The sequence below is a fragment of the Rhizobium sp. BK049 genome, assembly GCF_014193135.1.
Taxonomy (GTDB): Bacteria; Pseudomonadota; Alphaproteobacteria; order Rhizobiales; family Rhizobiaceae; genus Rhizobium.
Window position 1 is genome coordinate 71742 of sequence record NZ_JACHYV010000025.1, and the last position, 17177, is coordinate 88918.

Genomic DNA, 17177 nt, shown 5'->3' on the forward strand with positions numbered 1-17177 from the left:
CCAGATAATCAGTTTCATCTCGCAACGCAACACGGCAGATCACCGATGCGTGATGACACCGGCGTGATGCCGCAAAAACTTTGGAAGAGAGGCGTGCGACGCCCGAGCAGGCCGATCAGTTCCAGATGAAACCGATCTTCTTCAACTGCTTGTGGTCGAAATTTTCCATACCTTCGCAGAAATCGGTCCCGCCGTGGTGGCGGTAGAAGCGGCTGGCGGCCTCGTTTTCCTCGAGGCACCAGACGACCAGGCCGTTGCAGCCGAGCGACTTCAACAGCCGGCGCGCCTCGCCGAACAGCATGTGGCCGAGACCGATGCCCTGATATTCGGGGCGAAGATAAAGCTCGTAGATTTCGCCTTCCTGCGGCAGGGCGCGGGCACGGTTGAGACCGAGCGTCGCATAACCGGCGACCGTCCCTGCCACATCAAGGACCAGCAATGTCGCAGGCCCGCGCGTGGCCTTGCGCCACCAGTTCTCGCCGCGACGCTCGATCATCTGCGTCAGCGCGCGATGCGGAATGATGCCTGCATAGGTATGTTGCCACGCGAGCCTGTGCGTTTCCGAAATGGCTCGGGCATCGTGCGGTTCCGCCCGCCGGACATCGATCGACAACGTCTTCATAACGTTTACTCTGGTCCTGCCGCAGGCAATTAACCATATGCGGCGAGCGCATCGTGATCGATTGCCCACAGACTTGATATGTGGACGACGGATAAAATTTAACGCTTTTTTAACGATTGTCACAAGTCGGAATCAGCGCAGCGCACAATAAAAAACCCCGGCTCGAAGGCCGGGGTTTGAAAGCGGTAACGACTGAGCTCTTAGAGCGCCGCCTTGGTCTTTTCGAACCGCTTGCGGTCGTTGGCGTCGAGATACATCTTGCGCAGGCGAATGGACTTCGGCGTGACCTCGACCAGTTCGTCTTCCTGGATCCAGGAGAGTGCGCGCTCCAGCGTCATGCGGATCGGCGGGGTCAGCTTGACGGCTTCGTCCTTGCCGGCGGCGCGGATGTTGGTCAGCTTCTTACCCTTCAGAACGTTGACCTCGAGGTCGTTGTCGCGGGTGTGAATGCCGATGATCATACCCATATAGACCTTTTCGCCTGCGTCGATGATCATCGGGCCGCGGTCTTCCAGGTTGAACAGGGCGTAAGCAACGGCTTCACCGGCTTCGTTGGCGAGCAGCACGCCGTTGACGCGGCCGCCGATCTCACCCTTGTAGGGCTGGTAGCTGTGGAACAGGCGGTTCATGATCGCCGTACCACGCGTATCCGTCAGCAGTTCCGACTGATAGCCGATCAGACCGCGGGTCGGCGCGTAGAAAACCAGACGGACGCGGTTACCGCCCGACGGACGAAGCTCGACCATCTCGGCCTTGCGCTCCGACATCTTCTGCACCACGACGCCGGAATGCTCCTCGTCGACGTCGATCAGGACTTCCTCGATCGGCTCAAGAAGCTGGCCGCTCTCATCCTTGTGCATGACGACGCGCGGACGCGAAACGGCAAGCTCGAAGCCTTCGCGGCGCATGTTTTCGATCAGAACGGCGAGCTGAAGTTCGCCACGGCCGGAGACGAAGAACGAGTCCTTGTCGGCGCTTTCTTCGATCTTCAGAGCAACGTTGCCTTCGGCTTCCTTGAACAGGCGGTCACGAATGACGCGGCTCGTCACCTTATCGCCTTCGGTGCCGGCTAGCGGCGAGTCGTTAACGATGAAGGACATGGTCACGGTCGGCGGATCAATTGGCTGCGCCTTCAGCGCTTCCGTGACCGCTGGATCGCAGAAGGTATCGGCGACCGTGCCCTTGGAAAGGCCGGCGATGGCGACGATGTCGCCCGCGTGCGCTTCCTCGATCGGCTGACGCTCGATGCCGCGGAAGGCGAGTATCTTGGAAATACGGCCCTGCTCAATCAGCTTGCCATCCTGGCCGAGCACCTTGACAGCCTGGTTCGGCTTGATCGAACCGGAGGCGATACGGCCGGTGATGATACGGCCGAGAAAGTTGTTGGCTTCGAGGATCGTGCCGATCATCCGGAACGGACCTTCTTCGACCTTCGGCTCGGGCACGTGCTTGACGACGAGGTCGAGTAGCGGTGCAAGACCTTCGTCGCTCGGGCCAGCCGGATCGTAGTTCATCCAGCCGGCGCGGCCGGAACCGTAAAGGATCGGGAAGTCCAGCTGCTCGTCGGTCGCATCAAGCGCCGCGAAAAGGTCGAAAACCTCGTTGACCACTTCATCGGCGCGCGCATCGGGACGGTCGATCTTGTTGATCGCAACGATCGGACGCAGGCCGACCTTGAGGGCTTTGCCGACGACGAACTTGGTCTGCGGCATCGGGCCCTCGGCAGCGTCCACGAGAACGATCGCACCGTCCACCATCGACAGAATGCGCTCGACTTCACCGCCGAAATCGGCGTGGCCGGGCGTGTCGACGATGTTGATGCGCGTGTCCTTCCACTCGATGGAAGTCGCCTTGGCGAGAATGGTGATGCCGCGCTCTTTTTCGATGTCGTTGGAATCCATCACGCGTTCCATGACGCGCTGGTTCTCACGGAAGGAGCCGGACTGTTTCAGAAGCTCGTCAACGAGAGTGGTCTTGCCATGGTCAACGTGCGCGATGATCGCGATGTTGCGAAGTGCCATATGTCATAATCTCTGAGGCTGGGGCGCTACGCCAAGTGGACGCGCCATTTACGTTTGGCGCGCTCTTACCGGTTTTTTCGCGATTGCGAAAGGGGGTCGCGCGCGAAAGCTGCGGCATGGCCGCCGCCATGCCGCTCGCTTCTCTGTCATCAAACTGTCTTAAGCGTCGCTGCCTGTCAATTCCTCGAAGGTGGCGAGTCCCTTTTTGACCAGCATAGCATCCGGCCTCGGCAGCTTGCCGCGGAAGCCCTTATAGGCATCATCGGGATCAACCGAGCCGCCGGTGGAATAGATATTCTCCTTGAGCTTGCGCGCCATCTCGCCGTTGAAGGCGTCTCCCGTCTCCTCGAAGGCGGCGAAGGCATCGGCGTCGAGAACTTCCGACCACATGTAGGAATAATAGCCGGCCGAATAACCGCCGGAGAAGATGTGCTGGAAGTGCGGTGTGGCATGGCGCATGACGATCGACTTCGGCATGCCGATCTCGGCCAGCACCTCCGCCTGTACCGCCATCGGATCGTCAATCGCTTCGCGCGTATGAAACGCCATATCGACAAGCGCCGACGAGGTGAATTCGACGGTATTGAAGCCGGCATTGAAGGTGCGGGCCGCCAGCACCTTGTCGAGGAGCGACTGTGGCATCGGCTCGCCTGTCTCAAAATGCACGGCGTATTCCTTGAGGATGGCGGGAACAGTCAGCCAGTGCTCATAAAGCTGCGAGGGCAACTCCACGAAATCGCGCGAGACGCCGGTGCCGGAAACCGAGGGATAGGTGACGTTTGAAAGCATGCCGTGCAGCGCATGGCCGAATTCATGAAACAGCGTGCGAGCATCGTCGAGCGACAGCAGCGCCGGCTTGCCTTCGGCGGGCTTGGCGAAATTGCAGACATTGTAGATGATCGGCAACTCGCCATGGCGGCCGTTCTTCAGTTGCAGCTTGTGCTGCGATTGCAGCGAGCTCATCCAGGCGCCTGAGCGTTTCGAACTGCGGGCGAAATAATCGCCGAGGAAAAGGGCGACCAGTCTGTCGTCCCGATCCCTGATTTCGAACACTCTGACGTCGGGGTGATAAGCCGCGACACCCTTCTTCTCGACCGCGCGGATGCCAAACAGCCGGCCGGCCACGTCAAAGCAGGCGTCGATGATCTTTTCGAGCTGCAGGTAGGGCTTGAGCTCGGCCTCGGAAAAATCGAACTTCCGCGCCCGGATCTTTTCGGCGTAGTGGCGCCAGTCCCACGGCATCACCTCGTGGTTCCGGCCCTCTTCGGCGATCAGCGCCGCGATGTCGAGCTCTTCCTCGCCGGCGCGTTTCACCGCCCGCGCCCAGACGGCCCTCAGCAGGTCGTTCACCGCATCGGCCGTCTTGGCCATCGTGTTGTCGAGCTTCAGCTCGGCGAAATTGCCGTAGCCGAGCAGCTTCGCCACCTCGTGGCGCAGGGCCAGCGTTTCCTTGATGACGCCACGATTGTCCGTCTCCCCGCCGTTTGCGCCGCGCGCCACCCATGCCTTGAAAGCCTGTTCGCGCAGATCCCGGCGCTCCGAAAAGGTCAGGAACGGCTCGATGATCGAGCGCGACAGCGTCACCGCATATTTGCCCTCCTCGCCGCGTTCGCGCGCCGCCGCTGCCATCGCGTCGCGCAGGAATTCCGGCAGCCCGTCGAGCTCTGCACCCTCGGATAGCATCAGCGCCCAGGCCTTCTCGTCGGCCAGCACGTTCTGGCCGAACTGCGTGCCGAGACCCGCGAGCTTTTCGTTGATCGCCGCAAGCTTCTCCTGCTCGGGCTTTTCAAGCTTGGCGCCGGATTTGACGAAACCCTTCCAATGCCGCTCCAGCACCCGCGTCTGCTCCAGCGTCAGACCGAGGCTCTCACGATTCTCCCAGAGCGTGTCGATGCGGGCAAAGAGCGCGGCGTTCATCCCGATCTTCGAATAGTGCCGTGACATCTTCGGCGAAATCTCCCGCTCGAGCGCCTGGATGACTTCGTTGGTATGTGCGCCCGCCTTGTTCCAGAACAGCGCCGAAACGCGCGACAGTGCATCGCCGGCGATCTCCAGCGCCACCACCGTATTGTCGAATGTCGGCGCATCGCTATTTCCGGCAATCTCATCGATCTCCTGTTCATGCGCGGCGAGCGCCGCGTCGAAAGCGGCAGAAAAATCGCCATCATCGATGGCATCGAAACGTGGCAGACCGTGGAGAGCGTCCCAGTTGACGAGCGCCGGATTGAAATCATGGGGAGAAGCCATCGGAGAATTCCTTTTGGTATGCGAACGGATGGTCAATATAGGAGAGCCGCCGCAGAATTGGTATGTCGCCGCGTTAGGCGTTTGCCTCGTCGGGCGATCTGACGCAGGTCAGCCAAAGCCGGGGGTACAAGATTTGACAATTGAAAATTAACTATTTGTTAACGATTGACGCGAATCACCTACAGGCGCTAGTTTCCCGATGATCTTCCTGCCAGGGGACATGCGTCATGGAAATTTTTTCCCTGCGGTCTTCTCAGAGTTTGCTATTTAAAAACAACCCTAATAACGCAAGAAATTCGAAGACTGCCGATATTCAGATCGAGACCAAGGCTCCGGCCCCGGTTTCGTTCCAGCTCGAAGATAATCTCGACGACGGGCCGGATTTCACCGCCGTCAGCCCTGGCGAGCTGCGCAACTACGCCCGCCAAAGCTTCGATAGCGGCCTGATCGATCAGAACACTTACGCCGCGATCTCCGAACCATTGCCAATGCATGCGATCGATCCACTGGGCAATATCATCGATCTCTCCAGCGTCACCGACGGCACGAGTTTCAATTTCCTCGATTATTACAAGAATCAGCTGCAGGTCGCCATGTCGATCGGCGATCCTCATGAAGTCCAGACGCTAAAGTCGATCGTCAATTTCCTGAACGGCTGAGCGAATGCGCCTCGCATGAAATGAGGCGCTTCAAGCCTTGCGCCAGCCGATGAGGCCGGGCGTTGCATGCCATAGCGCCTGGGCGGCAAAGCCCATGAACAGCACGCCGGACGAGCGCACGATCAGCCGCTCATGCGCGCGATAGAAGCGACGAACCGCCCCCGCCCCGATGATGCCGATCAGAATGACGTCGGCTGTCACGAAACCCAGGAAAGACACAACGAGAAGCACCGGCAGCGCCTCGAAATCGAGCGCGCCGGCCGAGCCCGCGACCAGCGCCGTGAAGGTAGCAAGCGCCACTGGATAACCCTTGGGGTTGGTGACGCCGAAAATCAGGCCACGCCGGAACGGCCGCTCGACCATAACAAGCGCCTGCCCGTCCGGTTTCGGCTTGGCGTTGACTGCGCCCCAACCGATCCAGGCGAGGTAGAAACCGCAGGCGAGCCCGAGCAGATCGAAGACGAAGGTCCCGATCGTCTTCGCCCCGACGATCGCAATCAGCGCCAGCGACGACCAGATGAGATCCCCGACCAGATGCCCCATCATGAACAAGGCCCCGGCCTTGCGCCCCTGACCGGCGCCGATGCCGAGCAGTTGCAGGAAGGCGGGTCCCGGAATGAGCACATAGAACAGCGCCGCCAGAAAGGCGCCGAAGAGCAGGGAGTGCGTCATGGGGATGCTCCGGAGAATGATCGCAGCAGACTAAGCGATGGCAGGCATCCGTCAAGGGCAATAACATGGCCATAAAAAAGTCAGAGCAGTTCTGCGCTTCCGTGAAAAGCTGAACCGCTCTAATCGCAATCTGCCTGTCGACATCACCTTCAGATTGGCGTCGGCCGGGTTCGAGCCCGCCGCCGCATACGAGGCACTTCCACAACGGGTCGTTGTCGATTGGGAGGGCGACGGATGTGCCGTCGCCCGGCCATCCATCAGGTGCCCAGGACTTCAATTCCGTGCCTGTGGCACGCCGCCAATACCGCGCCGATTTCCTCCGCCGAAGGAGGGCCATCAGGCGGGACTTCGCTCTGGCCGACGTCGCGAAAGAAGTGGCTCATCGAGTCTTCCACGACGGCGATCATCTGTGCGGGGAGGCTTCCGGTATTGGCATAATTGTGCGGCTGGAAGGAGCGTAGGGTGAGAACGTCGCCGGGCCGTGCGACCATTTGTGAGGGAGGTACGCTGTCGAACACCGTGAAGGTGATCTCGCCGCTCAGAACCCGGAATATCTCCACGGATTCGTGCTTATGCGGCGGCGTACCTGAACCGGGGGGCACGGTCACCTCCAGGATGGACAAACCCTTCTCCGGCACTTCGCCCATGAACTGCACCTTGTCGCGAATGACCCAAAGGGCGTCCGCGGTGTCGTGTGTCTTGAATGCTTGATCCATCATCGTCTCCATCGTTAAGCCGGCTCTCGCCAGCATGTGTGATCAGTTCTCGTCGGTCTCGGCAGCTTTCAACAGCGCCTGCATCGCCCAGGATGCGGCCTTTCCCGCGTCCTTCCCGGTCAATCCGCCGTAGTCCTTAAGCGTTTCCCAGGCGCTGGCGCTGTAGAGAAGGTGGAAGAGCGCCTCGACCTTGCGGGCGCTCTTGGAATTTACATCCAGATTGGCGTCTTCGAGGCACGTCCGGAACGCGATGCGCCGTGCCTTGACCGTCCGCATCCGCATGGCGTGACCCGTGGGCGTATGTAGGCTGGCGCGAATGATGCCTTCGTTCTTGTCGAACTGCGGAAAGGCGTCGAGGGGCGAGCGAAGAAGCTCCTCGAGGGTCGTTGGAAGGACCGCCGCATTCATACTCTGGTTAATGTAGACCCAGAAGGCGTCGAACAGCGCTTCCTTCGTTGCAAAATGCCGAAACACCGTTCGCCTCTCCACCCCGGCAGACCGCGCAACATCGTCCATGGAAATGTCCGCGAACGCATTGCCGTTGAGAAGGTCTGAGGTGGCGCGCAGGATGCGCTCCCGTGTTTCCTGGGCCTGCGATTCCCGTAAGGGGGAACTGTACTTTCGAGTGGGCGTCTGTTGGGACATTATGTCTCTCATAATGTATTAATGTGACTTACAGTGACACTATTTTACGACCATGTCAACTGGTGCTGTTGACCGTTCGCGGAGGGTATCGGCAAGACCCGTACGCAGGCGACGGCGCGTGAACAGCGAATCAGTCGATTGATGACCGCTGTTGGGCGCAATCCGGTCAGCTTGAACGCCTCGACAGGTCGTGCCGCGCTTGCCGCGCATCCAACAAAAAAGCCCGCGCGGCAATGCCGGCGGGCTCATATCCGTCCGAAGACGAATTCCGCGATTACGTCCCGAGATTGCGCTTGCCGAGCGTGCGCAGGCGCAGCGCGTTGAGCTTGATGAAGCCGGCCGCATCCTTCTGGTCGTAAGCGCCCTGGTCGTCCTCGAAGGTGACGAGCTTGTCGGAATAGAGCGACTTTTCGCTTTCGCGGCCGATGACCATGACATTGCCCTTGTAGAGCTTCAGCGTCACTTCGCCTTCGACATGCTCCTGGCTCTTGTCGATCAGCGCCTGCAGCATCTCGCGTTCCGGCGAGAACCAGAAGCCGTAATAGATCAGCTCGGCGTAGCGCGGCATGATCTCGTCCTTGAGATGGGCGGCACCCCGGTCGAGCGTGATCGATTCAATGGCGCGATGGGCCGAGAGCAGGATCGTGCCTCCGGGCGTTTCGTAAACGCCGCGGGATTTCATGCCGACGAAACGGTTCTCGACGAGATCGAGACGGCCGATGCCGTTGTCGCGGCCGTAGGTGTTGAGAGTGGCGAGCAGCGTCGCCGGCGACATCTCGACACCATTGATAGACACGGCATCGCCCTTGCGGAAGCCGATCTTGATTGTCGTCGCCTTGTCGGGAGCGGCCTCCGGCGAGATCGTGCGCATGTGCACATATTCCGGCGCCTCCTGAGCAGGGTCTTCCAGAACCTTGCCCTCGGAAGAGGAATGCAGAAGGTTGGCGTCGACGGAGAAGGGAGCCTCGCCCTTCTTGTCCTTTGCAACCGGGATCTGATGCTTCTCTGCGAATTCGAGCAGGTCGGTGCGGCTCTTGAAGGACCAATCGCGCCACGGCGCAATGATCTTGATGTCAGGGTTCAGGGCATAGGCGGAGAGCTCGAAGCGAACCTGATCGTTGCCCTTGCCCGTGGCGCCGTGGGCGATCGCATCGGCGCCGGTCTTGCGGGCGATATCGATCAGATGCTTTGAGATCAGCGGACGGGCGATCGAGGTGCCGAGCAGGTAGACGCCCTCGTAGACGGCATTGGCGCGGAACATCGGAAAGACGAAGTCGCGCACGAATTCCTCGCGGACGTCCTCGATATAGATCTCCTTGATGCCGAGCATTTCGGCCTTCTTGCGCGCCGGCTCCAGCTCCTCGCCCTGGCCGAGATCGGCGGTGAAGGTGACGACTTCGGCGCCGAGTTCCGTCTGCAGCCACTTCAGGATGATCGAGGTGTCGAGGCCGCCGGAATAGGCGAGCACGACTTTCTTCACGTCTTTGTATGATGCCATGATGATGAGGTCCGTTGCATAAAGCCGGCGAAAACCCGGTGTCGCGGCACTTTTAGCGAGATTGGCGCGCGACGCAAGGGCAAGTGCGATGGCTGAGGCGCCGATAGCGTTTGACAGTGCGAAAGCGCCGCCCATATTCGGCTGCGTGCGAACAATGCTCGAGGAGGGGCTGTCCCCGTGACGAATATTCAAGATATTTTCAAGAAGTCCAATGTTGCCGTCATCACCGGCGGCGCTTCCGGCATCGGACTTGCGGCGGCGAAGTATTTTGCCGGACGCGGCATGAGCGTCGTCATCGCCGATCTCGGCGGTGATCGGCTGGCCAACGCCGCCGAGGAGCTCAAAGCCATTGCCGGCGAAGAGGATGTGATGGCAGTTGAGACCGACGTCGCCAGCCGCGACTCCCTGGAGGCGCTCGAACGCGCCGTACTCCAGCGTTTCGGCCGCGTGCACGTGCTGATGAACAATGCCGGCATCGGCCCGGAAACCTCGATCTTCAGTTCGCAGTCAAATTGGGACCATATCTTCGCCGTCAACCTGATGGGCGTGGTCAACGGCACGCGCGTCTTCGGGCCGAAGATGCTGTCCCACGGCGAGCCCGGCCTGATCATCAATACCGGCTCCAAGCAGGGCATCACCACGCCGCCGGGCAACCCCGCCTACAACATCTCCAAGGCTGGCGTGAAAGTCTTTACCGAAGCGCTCGAACACGAACTGCGCAACACCGCGGGTTCAAAGATCTCGGCGCATCTGCTGATCCCCGGCTTCGTCTTCACCGGCCTCACCAAGGGCGACCGGGCGGAAAAGCCAGCCGGCGCCTGGACACCGGAACAGACGGTCGATTTCATGGTCGAAAGCCTGGAACGCGGCGATTTCTATATCCTCTGCCCCGACAACGACGTGACCCGCGCGGTCGATGAACGCCGCATGGCTTGGGCCGCCGGCGATATCATCGAGAACCGCCCGCCGCTGTCGCGCTGGCACAAGGATTACGCCGACAAGTTCAAGGCCTTCCTCGAAGAGAAGTAATTGGTGCCACTGCATTTCACCCGGAAGCGTGCAGCGGTCCCGGGATAACGACATGCACAAAACAAACAGCGAATGCGCGCCGCATGAATCAAGTTTAGTGCGACGCGCATGAGAAGGTTTGATTGGTAATTTTCTGAAGGCTGGATAAGTAGTCACCTTGACTGTCCAGCTTTCCGAGCGTGCTATGGATTTCCTGCCGAACCTGCCGACCCTTCTCGCCTTTGCCGCCGCGACGCTGCTGCTCGCGGCGACCCCAGGTCCCGATATGACGCTCTCGATCAGCCGTTCACTCGCCCAGGGCAAGAAGGCGGCCCTTTTCGTCGTCGTCGGCACCAGCCTCGGCATCGTCGTCCACACCATGCTGGTCGCCTTCGGCATTTCGGCGCTGATCACCGCTTCGCCGACCGCTTTCCTGATCCTGAAGACCGGCGGCGCCGGCTATCTGCTCTGGCTCGCAGTGCAGGCGATCCGCTTCGGCTCGAAGCTGACGGTCGCCAAGGTCGAGACGCAGAAGGGCACCGCGCTTGCCAACGTCTCATCCGGCTTCTGGGTCAATCTCCTGAACCCCAAGGTCATCATCTTCTTCATGACCTTCCTGCCGCAATTCGTCAGCGCCGGCGATCCCGCCGTCACGCAGAAGCTGCTGTTTCTCGGCTTTTGTTTCATCCTGATCGGCATGCCCGTCAATGCCGCTGTCGTCTTTGCCGCCGACTGGCTGGCGTCCTGGCTGCAGAACAACAAGAAGGTTCTGCGCGGCATGGATTACACCTTCGCCGGCGTCTTCTCGATCTTCGCCGCCAAAATCCTGCTCACCCAGGCCCGATAGGTCGCGGTCGGCTTTGCCGATCCGCACGCTGTTGGTTCAGCCAATCAGCACGCTGTTGGTTCAGCCAATCAGCAAAGCATCGTCATCGAGCGTCTGGCCGCGCATCTTGCGGAACATGGCGATCAGATCTTCGACCTGCAGGTCCTTCCTGCTGTCGCCCGCCACGTCGAGAACGATCTCGCCACCATGGAGCATGATCGTGCGGTGGCCGTAATCAAGCGCCTGGCGCATGGAGTGCGTGACCATCATCGTCGTCAGCTTGCGCTCGGCAACGATCTTCTGCGTGAGGTTCATCACGAACTCGGCCATGCCGGGATCGAGGGCCGCCGTATGTTCGTCGAGCAGCAGCACTTCGGAGCCGGCAAGTGTCGCCATGACGAGCGACACCGCCTGCCGCTGCCCGCCCGAGAGCAGATCCATGCGATCCTTCAGCCGGTTCTCCAGCCCGAGATTGAGCTCGGCGATCCGCTCCTTGAAATAGTCCCGACGTTTGCCGCCAAGCGCCGGCACAAGCCCGCGCTTTTCGCCGCGCCGGGCAGCCAGAGCAAGATTCTCTTCGATCGACAACGAGCCGCAGCTGCCCGTCAGGGGATCCTGGAAGACGCGTGCCACCAGGCCGGCGCGCGCCGCCGTCGATTTGCGCGTCACATCGCTCTTGCCGATCAGCACCTGTCCTTCGCTCGGGATGACATCGCCGGCGAGCACGCCGAGCAGCGTCGATTTGCCGGCGCCGTTAGAGCCGATGACGGTGACGAAGGAGCCTTGCTCGATGGTCAGGCTGACGCCGTTCAGCGCCTGCTTCTGCAGCGGCGTGCCGCGTCCGAAAACGACCTTGATGTCTTTGACGCTGATCACGACACGGCACCTCGGCGAAGACGGGGTAGAATGAGCGCGAAGGTCACGAGCACCGCCGTCACGAAATTGAGGTCGGAGGCCTGCAGGCCGATGACGTCGCTCGACAGCGCCAGCTGGATCGCGATGCGATAGAGGATCGAGCCGAGCACGCAGCCGACAAGCGCGATCAGCAGGCCGCGGCGTCCGAGCAGCGTCTCGCCGATGATGACCGCCGCGAGCCCGACGACGATCGTGCCGACGCCCGAAGTGACGTCGGCAAAGCCGTTGGTCTGGGCAAACAAGGCGCCGCCGAACGCCACCAGCGCGTTCGAAATCGCCATGCCGAGATAGATTTGCCGGCTGGTGTCTACGCCCTGGGCGCGGGCCATGCGCGCATTGGCGCCGGTCGCGCGCATCGCAAGCCCGGCATCGCTTTCGAGGAAGCGCCAAACCAGAAGCAGCGCGACGATGACGAGAACGCCGACGAAGAGCGGCCGCACATAGAAATCGCGCAGGCCATGACCGAAGAAGGAGCTGATCATCGTATCGGCATTGATGAGAGCGACGTTGGGTCTTCCCATCACTCGCAGATTGACGGAGAAGAGCGCGATCATCGTCAGGATCGAGGCGAGCAGGTTGAGGATCTTGAAGCGCACGTTGAGCAGCGCCGTCACCATGCCGGCCGCCGCGCCCGCCGCCATCGCAATCAGCGCCGCGAGCCAGGCATTGACGCCGGCAATAATCAGCACCGCGGTCACCGCCGCGCCGAGCGGAAAGGAACCATCCACCGTCAGGTCCGGAAAATCGAGGACGCGGAAGGCGAGATAGACGCCGAGGGCGACGAAGGAATAGACCAGGCCGAGCTCGACGGCCCCCCAAAATGCGATTTGGCTCAAGGCTTTCAGCCCCTTTTGTTTCCGTTCCGCCCGTCGCGAAACCGCAGCCTTTTAATACTTCAGCCGCCCCCACGCAAACGGGAGCGGCTGAATGTGAATGGTCGAAGGAACGATGGCCGTTATTCGATGACTTTGTTGGCGCGCGAAAGCACGCTCTCGGGCAGGGTGACGCCCATCTTCTGGGCCGCCGCCTTGTTGACGACCAGATCGCTGCCGGCGGCAGTCTTGATTGCGATATCGCCGGGGTTTTCGCCCTTCAGCACCCGCACGACGATTTCGCCCGTCTGCTTGCCGACATCGTAATAGTTGAAGCCGAGGGCGGCGATCGAACCGCGCGAAACCGAATCCGTATCGGCGGTGAAGAGCGGCAGCTTGCTTTCTTCGGCAACCGCAACGGCGCCTTCGAGCGCGGAGATGATCGTATTGTCCGTCGGAACGTAGATGGCGTCGGCGCGGCCGACGAGGGCGCGCGCCGCACCCTGAACCTCGGCAGACTTGGTGGCAGCCGATTCCACGACCGTCAGGCCGGCCTTTTCGGCCTCGGCCTTCAAGACGGCGAGCAGCGAAACCGAGTTCGCCTCACCTGAGTTGTAGAGGTAGCCGATGGTTTTGACCTTCGGCACGATTTCCTTGATCAGCGCCAGGTGCTCGGCGACCGGCGACATGTCGGAAAGGCCGGTCACATTGCCGCCGGGCTTGTCCATGTTCTTGACGAGCTGGGCGCCGAGCGGATCGGAGACGGCGGTGAAGACGACCGGAATGTCACGCGTCGAGGAAACGACCGCCTGGGCTGAGGGCGTGGAGATCGGCACGATGACATTGGGCTCGTCGCCGGCGAACTGGCGGGCGATCTGGGCAGCGGTGGCCGGATTGCCCTGTGCCGATTCGAACAAGAATTTCAGGTTCTCGCCTTCCTTATAGCCAGCGGCCGTCAGCGCGTCGAGAACGCCCTTGCGCGCGGCATCCAGCGCCGGGTGCTCGACGATCGCGGTGACGGCGACGGTCACGTTGTCGGCCTTTGCGGGCAGGGAAAGGGCCAAAGTGGCGGCAAGAGCGAGCAGAATCGGGCGCATGGGTGTCCTCCTGAATGATTTTGGCGGCACTATTAGGAAAAGCGCATGCTTAATCAATGCAGGAGAATTGTAGCGAGGATCAAACTTGCTGATCAGTCGTCGGCGCCGTGATTGGCGATCATCATCGCCTCGAAGGCCAGGCGCTCGGTCTTGCGCATGCGTTCGGATTCCGATTTCAGCTGGCCGCAGGCGGCAAGAATGTCGCGGCCGCGCGGCGTGCGGATCGGCGAAGCGTAACCCGCCGAATTGATGAAATCGGCGAATTTCTCGATCTGCTCCCAATCCGAACACTGATAATTGGTACCGGGCCAGGGATTGAAAGGAATGAGGTTGATCTTCGCCGGCACGCCCTTCAGGAGCTTGATCAAACCCTTCGCGTCTTCGAGGCTGTCGTTGACATCCTTCAGCATCACATATTCGAAGGTGATGCGCCGCGCATTGGAAAGGCCCGGATAGGCCTTGCAGGCGTCGATCAGCTCCTTCAGCGGATATTTCTTGTTGATCGGCACGAGGATGTCGCGCAGGTCATCGCGCACCGCATGCAGCGAGATCGCGAGCATGACGCCGATCTCCTCGCCGGTGCGGAAGATCTCCGGCACGACGCCGGAGGTGGACAGCGTCACGCGGCGCTTGGACAGCGACAGGCCGTCGCCATCCGTGGCGATCAGCAGCGCCTGCTTGACGCTGTCGAAATTATAGAGCGGCTCGCCCATGCCCATCATCACGATATTGCTGACCTTGCGGCCCTCGGCAGGCATGATCGTGCCCTGCGGCGCTTCACGATCCGGGAAGTCGCCGAGCCGGTCGCGAGCGAGCAGCAACTGCGACAGAATTTCCTCCGCCGTCAGGTTGCGCACCAGGCGCTGTGTCCCGGTATGACAGAAGGAACAGGTCAGCGTGCAGCCGACCTGGCTTGAGATGCAGAGCGTGCCGCGGCCCTCTTCCGGAATGTAGACGGCCTCGATCTCGACCGGGCGTCCTGCGCCTCGCGCGGGAAAACGCAGCAGCCATTTGCGCGTGCCGTCGTTCGAGACCTGCTCCTCGACGATTTCCGGACGCGCGATGGTGAAATGCGTCTTCAGCATTTCACGCATATCCTTGGCGACATTGGTCATATGGTCGAAATCAGAGACGCCGCGCACATAGATCCAGTTCCAAAGCTGCGAGACGCGCATCTTGATCTGCTTTTCGGGTACTCCCTTTTCCCGGAGCGCTGCCGCCATTTCCTCGCGGGAGAGCCCGATCAACGACGGCTTCTCGGCGCCGGAAGGCGGGCGCGAGGCCTGAGGTTTGTTGACGACGATCGCATCCATGACGGACATAGGCTTCTGACCCCGAATTCAAACACGTAACCGTTCCGCAAGCCGCTGGCTTCACGGTGTGATCCGGAAGACTTGCGGGCGCATGACGGCACATTGGCAGAAATTGATCGCAGACGGCGACTGATATCGCGAACTGTCCGCTGTTTACGCGGCCTTTAGCATCATTTTGGCTGCGCGTCACTATAGATGGAAATAACAAAGGCCGGCGCAAGGCCGGCCTTTTGAACTCTCTCAGCAAAAGCCGCTTACTTGCAGCTTTCGATCTGCTTGAGCGCTGCCGAGATGCCCGAGAGCGAATAGCTGTAGGAGGTGCCGGTGCCTTTGCGCGAAACCGCATTCACGGTCATCGAATGGCCGGTCTTCATCGCCGCGACGAGGGCCGGCTCCTGGGCAGCATTCTCGACCCAGCCGGCCTTGTCCTTGGTGAACATGACGAAGGTCTTGTTGTCGATGACGACGTTGATCTTCGAATTTTCCTTCACCGTATAGCCCATCATCGCCTGCGGCTCATAGGAGATGTTCTGGCCCGGACGCTGCGAAACGATGAAGAAATTGTCGCCGTGGTCGACGCTTGCCGGCTGCTTTGCCGTCGGGACCGACAGGACGTAGCACACGGTGCTGTTGCCCGACTTGTAGGAATAAGCCCCCCAGGCCTGGAACTGCTGAATGCGGGTCGGCGCGGCGGCGGTCGCGGCCTGCTGCGCTGCCGCCACTCCGGCCATTGTCATGGTGAGGGCGAGGGCGGATACGATACTTCTTACAAACATGGATTCCTGCCGGTTCTTGCGATTCAAGGCCCGAAGCGATCATAGCGGGCGCCGCATAATCACGATCTGCTTTATTTTGACTTAATTCAGGTTACCAAATGGTCAACAATAGCTGCGATTTGTATGTGCCTGTGTCATTTCAGCTCGACTACCACTTTTGCCCCTTGCCGAAATCGGCTGCGATGCCGGTGCGCCGATGGGCACGGCTGGCCGTTCGGCTGAACTTAAGACACAAGGATTCAGGCAAGAGTTTGACCTTTCAAAAATCCGCTGTACCTCATTAAGACTTTGGAAATCCGGGACGAAATTTTTGTCCTAGGGGGCTGGTGAGACGAGATGGGTGCCCGGGAAAGACAGCGTTTCGCTGCCCTCGCAAAGGCCGTCGCAGACGATCGCGACCAGCAGGCCTTTTCCATCTTGTTCGACTATTTCGCCCCGCGCCTGAAAGACCTGGCTGACGCGCCAGAAGATGACGTCAGGCGACGCCGGAGAGCTGGTCCAGGAGATCATGATCGTGCTCTGGCACAAGACCTGTCTCTACGATGCCACGCGATCTTCTCTGTCGACCTGGCTTTTTCGCATCGCCCGCAACCGCCGCATCGATCTGCGGCGCCGCACCAGCACCCGCACTTTCGACGAAACCGACCCGAGCCTGCTGCCATCGGCCGAGATCGGCGCCGATGAAATCATCGCAAATGGCGATCGCGACGCCAAGCTACGCGCCGCTGTCGAACAACTGCCCGAAGAACAGCGCGACATGATGCGTGCAGCTTTCTTCCTCGGCGAATCGCATTCCGGCTGCCGCTCGGCACGCTGAAATCACGTATTCGGCTTGCATTTGGAAAGCTTCGCAAGATGCTGAAGCGGGAACTCGGCTGAACCGAGCCGCGGTCTTCAAATCGTTTTCATCGTTTCGGCGGGCCTGTCGGCAAGGACCCTGTCCGCCGCGTCGTAATGGCTCGGCCGGATATGACCGCGCACCATGGCGAAGGCGGCGGAAAGCACGGCGATGTCGTCAGAAAAGCCGATGACGGCGAAAATATCCGGAATCATGTCGACCGGCATGACGAAATAGGCCAGCGCTGCCAGCAGCACGCCGCGCACCTTGGTCGGCGTCTGCGGATCGAGCGCACAGTAGAAACCAGCAACGACGTCGCGCGAAAAGGGAATCTGCCGGACAGCCCGGCGGAAGGTCGGCCAGAACTTCTGCCGTACGGTTTCCTCCCGCCGGTTCTGGGTGTCCTCGTCGCCCGGCAGCAGGATTTCCCCGAATTTGACCTCGTCCATCCCTGACATCCTTTCGTCCATGCGAACATATGGTGATGGCGCTTCGGCTTTCAATCAGCGCTC

General features: G+C 60.7%; 16 protein-coding genes and 1 pseudogene. 4 read left to right on the forward strand and 13 right to left on the reverse strand.

The annotated features are described in order from the left end of the window. Positions 1 to 115: 115 nt before the first annotated feature. From FHT70_RS23320 to FHT70_RS23330, 3 genes are all read right to left on the reverse strand, one after another. On the reverse strand, positions 116 to 622 hold the full coding sequence (locus tag FHT70_RS23320) for a GNAT family N-acetyltransferase (protein ID WP_011427107.1): 507 nt from the start codon (positions 620 to 622) through the stop codon (positions 116 to 118). A gap of 200 nt (positions 623 to 822) precedes the next feature. After that, a complete protein-coding gene (typA, locus tag FHT70_RS23325; protein ID WP_183705140.1) occupies positions 823 to 2643 on the reverse strand; it encodes a translational GTPase TypA in 1821 nt (606 codons plus the stop codon). Positions 2644 to 2802: 159 nt separating this feature from the next. Continuing rightward, on the reverse strand, positions 2803 to 4890 hold the full coding sequence (locus FHT70_RS23330) for a M3 family metallopeptidase (protein ID WP_183705141.1): 2088 nt from the start codon (positions 4888 to 4890) through the stop codon (positions 2803 to 2805). 227 nt (positions 4891 to 5117) lie between these two features. Here FHT70_RS23330 and FHT70_RS23335 point away from each other — a divergent pair, with 227 nt between their 5' ends. Beyond that, on the forward strand, positions 5118 to 5549 hold the full coding sequence (locus FHT70_RS23335) for a hypothetical protein (protein ID WP_183705142.1): 432 nt from the start codon (positions 5118 to 5120) through the stop codon (positions 5547 to 5549). A gap of 30 nt (positions 5550 to 5579) precedes the next feature. On the opposite strand, the gene FHT70_RS23340 is transcribed toward FHT70_RS23335, so the two are convergent. The 4 genes from FHT70_RS23340 to FHT70_RS23355 all read right to left on the reverse strand — a co-directional run bounded on the left by FHT70_RS23340 (position 5580) and on the right by FHT70_RS23355 (position 9080). Further along, positions 5580 to 6221: a LysE family translocator gene (locus FHT70_RS23340; RefSeq protein WP_183705143.1), complete on the reverse strand. Its 642-nt coding sequence runs from the start codon at positions 6219 to 6221 to the stop codon at positions 5580 to 5582. Between the two features lie 257 nt (positions 6222 to 6478). Further along, positions 6479 to 6937: a cupin domain-containing protein gene (locus FHT70_RS23345; protein WP_183705144.1), complete on the reverse strand. Its 459-nt coding sequence runs from the start codon at positions 6935 to 6937 to the stop codon at positions 6479 to 6481. A gap of 42 nt (positions 6938 to 6979) precedes the next feature. Continuing rightward, positions 6980 to 7594, reverse strand: coding sequence for a TetR/AcrR family transcriptional regulator (locus FHT70_RS23350; protein WP_348649565.1), 615 nt, complete (start codon positions 7592 to 7594; stop codon positions 6980 to 6982). Positions 7595 to 7856: 262 nt separating this feature from the next. Beyond that, on the reverse strand, positions 7857 to 9080 hold the full coding sequence (locus FHT70_RS23355; protein ID WP_097598323.1) for an argininosuccinate synthase: 1224 nt from the start codon (positions 9078 to 9080) through the stop codon (positions 7857 to 7859). Between the two features lie 177 nt (positions 9081 to 9257). Between FHT70_RS23355 and FHT70_RS23360 the strand changes: the two genes are divergently transcribed. Beyond that, the gene (locus FHT70_RS23360; protein WP_168301694.1) at positions 9258 to 10109 is read left to right on the forward strand and encodes an SDR family NAD(P)-dependent oxidoreductase; all 852 of its coding nucleotides are present in this window, start codon (positions 9258 to 9260) and stop codon (positions 10107 to 10109) included. 184 nt (positions 10110 to 10293) lie between these two features. Continuing rightward, positions 10294 to 10935 (forward strand): LysE family translocator, encoded by a 642-nt coding sequence (locus FHT70_RS23365; protein ID WP_085779730.1) that lies wholly within the window; start codon positions 10294 to 10296, stop codon positions 10933 to 10935. A 60-nt stretch (positions 10936 to 10995) separates the two neighbouring features. On the opposite strand, the gene FHT70_RS23370 is transcribed toward FHT70_RS23365, so the two are convergent. The 5 genes from FHT70_RS23370 to FHT70_RS23390 all read right to left on the reverse strand — a co-directional run bounded on the left by FHT70_RS23370 (position 10996) and on the right by FHT70_RS23390 (position 15827). Continuing rightward, entirely contained in the window at positions 10996 to 11790 is a 795-nt protein-coding gene (locus FHT70_RS23370) for an ABC transporter ATP-binding protein (RefSeq protein WP_085779731.1), read from the reverse strand. Beyond that, complete coding sequence (locus tag FHT70_RS23375; RefSeq protein WP_183705147.1) at positions 11787 to 12665, reverse strand: ABC transporter permease; 879 nt, start codon at positions 12663 to 12665, stop codon at positions 11787 to 11789. The genes FHT70_RS23370 and FHT70_RS23375 overlap by 4 nt, the downstream gene beginning before the upstream one ends. A 119-nt stretch (positions 12666 to 12784) precedes the next feature. Then, entirely contained in the window at positions 12785 to 13738 is a 954-nt protein-coding gene (locus FHT70_RS23380) for an ABC transporter substrate-binding protein (protein ID WP_183705149.1), read from the reverse strand. A gap of 92 nt (positions 13739 to 13830) precedes the next feature. Beyond that, complete coding sequence (rlmN, locus tag FHT70_RS23385; RefSeq protein ID WP_183705151.1) at positions 13831 to 15060, reverse strand: 23S rRNA (adenine(2503)-C(2))-methyltransferase RlmN; 1230 nt, start codon at positions 15058 to 15060, stop codon at positions 13831 to 13833. 245 nt (positions 15061 to 15305) lie between these two features. Beyond that, positions 15306 to 15827: an invasion associated locus B family protein gene (locus FHT70_RS23390; protein ID WP_085779735.1), complete on the reverse strand. Its 522-nt coding sequence runs from the start codon at positions 15825 to 15827 to the stop codon at positions 15306 to 15308. 336 nt (positions 15828 to 16163) lie between these two features. On the opposite strand from FHT70_RS23390, the pseudogene FHT70_RS23395 reads away from it, so the two are divergent. After that, a pseudogene (locus FHT70_RS23395) lies at positions 16164 to 16706 on the forward strand (sigma-70 family RNA polymerase sigma factor). A gap of 15 nt (positions 16707 to 16721) precedes the next feature. On the opposite strand, the gene FHT70_RS23400 reads toward FHT70_RS23395, so the two are convergent. Continuing rightward, a complete protein-coding gene (locus tag FHT70_RS23400) occupies positions 16722 to 17114 on the reverse strand; it encodes a YkvA family protein (protein WP_085780227.1) in 393 nt (130 codons plus the stop codon). Between the last annotated feature and the right edge of the window lie 63 nt (positions 17115 to 17177).